Source organism: Verrucomicrobiota bacterium (genome assembly GCA_039027815.1).
Lineage (GTDB): Bacteria > Verrucomicrobiota > Verrucomicrobiia > Verrucomicrobiales > JBCCJK01 > JBCCJK01.
The window spans coordinates 1-4,197 of sequence record JBCCJK010000072.1 but is presented as its reverse complement, the minus strand read 5'-3'; the positions used below and the strand labels follow the sequence as shown (position 1 = coordinate 4,197).

Below are 4,197 nucleotides of genomic sequence, written 5' to 3'. Positions count from 1 at the left end.
TAATACCAACCTCCAGAATACACTGGTAGAATGGAGGGGAGGTGTTGTGGGGAAGAGGCGCTGAAGCGCGGGGAAGGAAGAGCCGGAGTCTTTCGAGCCAGCCCAGCGTTGCTCCTCGGTTACGGTGCCTGCACCGCGCCCTGGTCGTGCCTTGGTCTGGCCCGAAATCCACTCGGCCATTCTACCAGCCAATTCTGCAGCTTGGTATGAGGGGGGCTTCCCGCCGATGGGTGGCTCGCTTGCAAGACCGCCGAAGGTGGCTTCGTAAGGGGAGCATGATGCCTCGATTTGTTTGCGCGGTTTGCCTCTTGGCCTTGGCTCAGATGGTTTCCGTCCGGGCTGAGGAAGTTTCCGGGCCGAGCAAGATGGTCCAGGAGATGGAGGAAGTGGGCGGGGCCTACAAGTTCCTGAGGAGAGCGCTTCGTTATCAGGAAGTCGATTTCGCGGCCACGCTTGGATGGTGCCAGGACGGGCTGAAATACAGTAAGAATTGTGTGGATCTGGTGCCTGCGATGGTGGCGGCCATGCCGGAGGGGGAGGTCAAAGCGGCGGCCCTCGCCTCGTATCGCAAGCAAATGGAGGAGCTTCTCGCAATCTGGGAAAAGGCCATTCTCGCTTCCCAAAATGAGGACCGCGCTGCGCTCGAAGCGCTAGTGACCCAACTCGGGCAATCCCGCAAAACGGGGCACCAAGAGTTCATCCCGGGAGAGTGAAAGGAGGGGAGAGCCTCACAGATCTCCAGGGGATTGCAGGAGTTCGGACACCCGCAGCAAGAGACGTCCTGCGGCTCCACCGTCGGTCACCCGGTGGTCGAAGCTCAGGGTCATTTCCGCCTCCATGCTGGGAAGAAAGGCTTCTTTTTCGGCGCTCCAGGTGGGGCGGCGATCCCCTTTCCCCAAGCCCAAGACGAGGTTTTGCTCTGGGAGGGGGATGGGAGTGGCCCAGGTGATGCCGAAGCTCCCGAAGTTGGTGACGGTGGCGATCCCGGCTTGCGATTTCTCTTGAGGAAGGCGTCGGCTCCGGGCCAGTTCTACGAGGTCAATGTATTCGGCCACCAAGTCCGCTAGGGAGCGATCTTGCACGGCGCGCATGACAGGCACCAAGACACCATCCTCCACTTCGACGGCAAAGCCGATGTCGATGGCGGGAGGATGAACGATTTGGGAGCCGACTAAGCGACCAGCCGCCGCGCTGTTTTCGCCCAGTGCGATGCCGAGCGCGCGGAGGGCATAGAGGGCCGGTCCGGCTTTGGCTTCTGGAGCCTGCTCTTTGCGGTGGGCCAAGAGGGCTTCCAGGCGCAGAGGCATGCCCACGGTGGCCAGGGGTCGGCTCCAACTGCGCCGCATGGAGTCGGCCACCGCGATCCGCATTTTGGACGCGGCCGTCAGGCGCTGGCTGTCGAGGTGTTCGACGTAGCGCTCAAAGTCTTCCACGGTGACCCGGCCGGCCGCGCCCGATCCGGGAATGCCCGCGAGGTCAGCCGCGTTCATGCTGAGCTCTTCCATCCGGGCTTTGATGCGGGGGGAGATGTAGCTGGCCCCGGAGGCCTTGGCTGGCACGGGCAGGCCTTTGACGGTCGGTCGCACCGAGCTGCTTTGATCGCCGGAATACTGAGTGTTGACCTTCGGTTTCTCGTCCTCCTGGGAGGGTTTTTCGGGGGTCGGTTTTGGTTTTTCCTGGGCCGGGGCTTCCTCGGCCCCTTCGACTTGGGCGCCTGTTCGCTGGATCTCTTCTTCGGTCGCTTCGATGTGGCCCAAGGTCGTCCCCACGGCATAGGTTTCCCCGATTTCCGCTGTGAAGCTGGAAATGGTGCCTCCGCAGAGGGTGGTCACGCCCATGGTGGCTTTTTGGGTTTCGACCTCGATGACTTCTTGATCGGCCTCGACCTCTTCCCCCGGTTCCACCAAGATGCTCACGATGGTGGCTTCGGCGATGGATTCACCGAGCTGCGGCATGACGATGGGAACGCGGGGCATGGCTTAGAAACGAATGAGTTCTCGCAAGGCGTCGGCTACGCGGTCTGCGGTGGGGCGGTGGGATTTCCAGAGATTGGGGTGATAGGGGACCGGGGTGTCCTTTGAGTTCATGCGCCGCGGGGGCGCATCCAGCAGGTGAAAGCATTCCTGGGCCACGATGGCGCACAGCTCGGCGGTCACGCCTCCCCAAGGGTAGGCTTCACCCAGCGCGAGGAAACGGCCAGTCCGAGCGACGGAGGCCACGACGGTGTCGGCATCGAGTGGCTTAACCGATCGGAGATCGACGATTTCGATTTCATAACCATCCTCCTCCGAGAGAATCTCGGCTGCCCGGACGGCCTCGTGGACCATGGCGCTGTAGGTGGCGACGGAGGCATGCTTGCCCTCCCGGGCCACGCGCGCGGTCCCGATGGGAAGGCGCTCTTCAGTCAGCTTCTCCGCCTTGAGCCAGCGGTAGAGGAATTTGTGCTCGCAGAAGAGGACGGGGTCGTCGCAATCGATTCCATCCAACAGCATGAAGTAGGCATCATTGACGGTAGCGGGAGTCAAAACGACGGTCCCTGGGTAGTGGGCATAGAGCGTTTCCATGCTTTGGCTGTGAAAGGGGCCGCTCCCGGGGGTGCCTCCGGAGGGCAGGCGCACGACCATGGGAATGGGGATGCCGGTGCGGTAGAAGCTGGTGGCGGCTTGGTTCACGATTTGATTGAACGCGATCGAGGAAAAGTCGGCAAACTGCATCTCGACGATGGGGCGCATGCCCTCGATGGCGGCTCCCACGGCCAGCCCGATCATGGCGTCTTCGCTGATGGGAGCGTTGATGACGCGGTCGGGGAAATTTTCCACCAGGCCTTTGGTGGCTTTGAAAGCGCCCCCGAACTCCGCCACGTCTTGCCCGTAGATGAAGACGTTGGGATTTTCGCGAAGGGCGCGGCCCTGAGCCTGTTGGATCGCATCGATATAAGTCAGGCTCAAGACGAGGGGTGGGCTTGGAATTCGGATTTGGTGGCCCGCCAATCGTCGGCATAGGGGTCGGGCTCGGGCTCTTGTTGGGCTTGAGCCGTGGCTTGGTCCACCACCTCTCGGGCGGCGCTTTGCACCGCCTTGAGATCGGCCTCGGTCCGGCCCTCTGCCAGCATTTCCTCCCGGGCGACTTCCAGACAGTCTCGATTGAGGACGGAGGTCTTATCGTCATCGGCCACGTAGGAAGCATCATCGTGCTCTCCATGGCCGCAGAGGCGCAGCAGATTGGCCACCACGAGCTGGGGGCCCCCTCCCTCCCGGGCTGCCGCCACTGCGTGTTTCATGGTTTCGAAGCAGGAGAGGAGACTGTTTCCTTGGGCGGCGTGGCCGGCGATGCCGTAGCCTTCCGCCCGGCTGAGCAAGTCCTGGCAGGCGAACTGGCGGTCATTGGAAGTGGAGTAGGCGTAGCGGTTGTTGGCCACCACCATGACCAAGGGCAGTTTTTCGATGGCAGCTTGGTTCAGGGCTTCATGGAAGGCACCGGTGGAGGTGCCCCCGTCCCCGATGCAGGTGGCACCGACCGAGTCGTTCCAGCCACGGAGTCGCCGAGCGAAGAGCATGCCGTTGACGACTGCAATCATCCCGCCGAGGTGGCTGATCATGGCGGGCATGCCACTGGCGGGGCGGCCTCGATGGATATTCCCATCCCGCCCTCTCATGGGCCCTTTGCGGGAGCCGAGGTAGGTGCGGAGGGCGTCGAGGGGCGACTCGCCAAAAGCGAGGCGACCTGCCATGTCGCGAATGAGCGGAGCAAAGACATCGCCTTTCCCCAAGAGCGTGCCCACGGAGGCGCTCAGGGCCTCTTGGCCAATGCCGAGGTAGACGCCGCCCACGATTTTGCCCGCACGGTAAAGGCTGGCGATGCGGTTCTCCAAAACCCGGGAGAGGACCATGAAACGGTAGGCAAGAAAGGCATCCGTCGGGGAGCCCGAGCTTGGTTTTTGGAACGTGGAATCGGCAGGAACCAAGGCGTGATAGAAGAAATCTGAGTGGGGGAGCTAAGCGCGGCTCCCGACTTTGGCAAAAGGTTTTGCGAAGGCAGGGGGAGGCGGGTTTTCACCCTAGGGAAGCGCTGAACAAGTTGGTTTTTTCAGAAGGGGTGGAAGAGAGGGGAGATATTCCTGCCTGAGAGTGCCGTATTCTACTGTGAGTGGAGCGTCTTGAAGGGGAAGAGTCCTAGGTTGTGGTAACCCGAGCTCTT

4 protein-coding genes are annotated in these 4,197 nt (G+C 62.0%); 1 reads left to right on the top strand and 3 read right to left on the bottom strand.

What is annotated here, in order from left to right:
• Positions 1–275 precede the first annotated feature (275 nt).
• The gene (locus AAF555_12205; protein ID MEM6912328.1) at positions 276–713 is read left to right on the top strand and encodes a hypothetical protein; all 438 of its coding nucleotides are present in this window, start codon (positions 276–278) and stop codon (positions 711–713) included.
• A 15-nt stretch (positions 714–728) separates the two neighbouring features.
• Here AAF555_12205 and AAF555_12200 read toward each other — a convergent pair whose 3' ends face one another.
• Genes AAF555_12200 through AAF555_12190 form a run of 3 tightly spaced genes read right to left on the bottom strand, consistent with a single transcriptional unit; the run spans position 729 to position 3,964 of the window.
• Positions 729–1,976: a 2-oxo acid dehydrogenase subunit E2 gene (locus AAF555_12200; GenBank protein MEM6912327.1), complete on the bottom strand. Its 1,248-nt coding sequence runs from the start codon at positions 1,974–1,976 to the stop codon at positions 729–731.
• A gap of 3 nt (positions 1,977–1,979) precedes the next feature.
• Positions 1,980–2,948: a transketolase C-terminal domain-containing protein gene (locus tag AAF555_12195; protein ID MEM6912326.1), complete on the bottom strand. Its 969-nt coding sequence runs from the start codon at positions 2,946–2,948 to the stop codon at positions 1,980–1,982.
• The gene (locus AAF555_12190) at positions 2,945–3,964 is read right to left on the bottom strand and encodes a thiamine pyrophosphate-dependent dehydrogenase E1 component subunit alpha (protein MEM6912325.1); all 1,020 of its coding nucleotides are present in this window, start codon (positions 3,962–3,964) and stop codon (positions 2,945–2,947) included. Before AAF555_12190 ends, AAF555_12195 begins: the two co-directional genes overlap by 4 nt.
• Between the last annotated feature and the right edge of the window lie 233 nt (positions 3,965–4,197).